Origin of the sequence: Methylobacterium goesingense (assembly GCF_022179225.1) — a bacterium.
GTDB lineage: Bacteria > Pseudomonadota > Alphaproteobacteria > Rhizobiales > Beijerinckiaceae > Methylobacterium > Methylobacterium goesingense.
Genome location: NZ_BPQL01000206.1, coordinates 1 through 1,367, shown reverse-complemented (window position 1 = coordinate 1,367; position 1,367 = coordinate 1). Strand labels below are relative to the sequence as shown.

Here is a 1,367-nt window from a genome sequence, read left to right as displayed (position 1 = left end):
CGCCGGACAAGCGGGCGGCCTTCTCGGCCTGGAGTGCCGCCCGCTTGTCCGGCGCCCAGCCGGGCACGATGCGCTGGCGTGCCCGCGAGACCGCGAGCGCGTCCTCCGGAACATCGGCCGCGATCACCGAGCCGGCGCCCACGATGGCGCCCGCCCCGACGTTGACGGGGGCGACGAGCGCGGTGTTCGAGCCGATGAAGGCGCCCGCCCCGATCGTGGTGCGGTGCTTGTTCACCCCGTCGTAGTTGCAGGTGATGGTGCCGGCCCCGAGATTGGCGCCCGCCCCCACCTCGGCATCGCCCACGTAGGTGAGGTGGTTGGCCTTGGCGCCGGCGCCCATGCGGGCGTTCTTGACCTCGACGAAGTTGCCGATGCGTGCCCCCGTCTCCAGCACCGCGCCGGGGCGCAGGCGGGCATAGGGGCCGATCTGGACCCCGGCCGCCAGGGTGGCGCCCTCCAGATGGGAGAAGCTGTGCACCACGCACCCGTCGCCGACGCTGACGCCGGGACCGAACACCACATGAGGTTCCACCAGAACGTCGCGTCCCAACACCGTGTCGACATGGAAGAAAACCGTTTCCGGCGCGATCAGGGTCGCCCCCGCCACCTGCGCCGCCCGGCGCAGGCGCACCTGGATCTCGGCCTCGGCCACCGAGAGCTGGACCCGGTCGTTGACCCCTTGCGCCTCGGCCTCCGCCACCGGCACCACGGCGACCGCGAGGCCGTCCGCCACCGCGAGGCCGACGGCGTCGGGCAGGTAGTACTCGCCCGCCGCGTTGGCGTTGCCGATGCGGGTGAGGAGGGCGAGCGCATGGGTGCCCGACAGGGCCATCAGCCCGGCATTGCACAGGGTGACGGCGCGCTCCTCGGCGCTCGCGTCCTTCTCTTCTCGGATCGCCAGCGCGCGGTCCCCGTCCGTCAGCACCCGGCCGTAGCCGGTGGGGTTCGGTGTCCGAAAGGCGAGCACCGCCACGGCCGCGCCCTGGCTGAGCGGCGCGCGCAGGCGTGTCAGGGTCGCGGCGGTGATCAGCGGCGTGTCGCCGAAGGCGATCACCACGTCGTCGCTCACCGCGTCCGATCCCGTCGCCTCCAGGGCGGGCCGGGCGGCCAGCACCGCGTGCGCGGTGCCGAGGCGTTCGGCCTGGGGATAGATCGCGGCGCCGGGCGCCAGGGCGGCGATCTCGCGGGCGACCGCCTCCTGGCCCGGCTCCACCACCACGGCGATGCGCCCGGCCCCGGCGCCCTGCGCCGCGGCGAGCACGTGCCCGAGCATGGTCCGGCCGGCCACCCGGTGCAGCACCTTCGGCAGGTCCGAGCGCATCCGGGTGCCCTTGCCGGCGGCGAGCACGATGGCGGTGAGGCTGCGC

Annotated in this window: 1 protein-coding gene; it reads right to left on the bottom strand. The window is 74.5% G+C overall.

Annotated features, from left to right (window positions below; all coding sequences use genetic code 11):
* On the bottom strand, positions 1-1,367 hold a 1,367-nt coding region (gene glmU, locus MFF30_RS24745), incomplete at both ends, for a bifunctional UDP-N-acetylglucosamine diphosphorylase/glucosamine-1-phosphate N-acetyltransferase GlmU (RefSeq protein WP_238282872.1).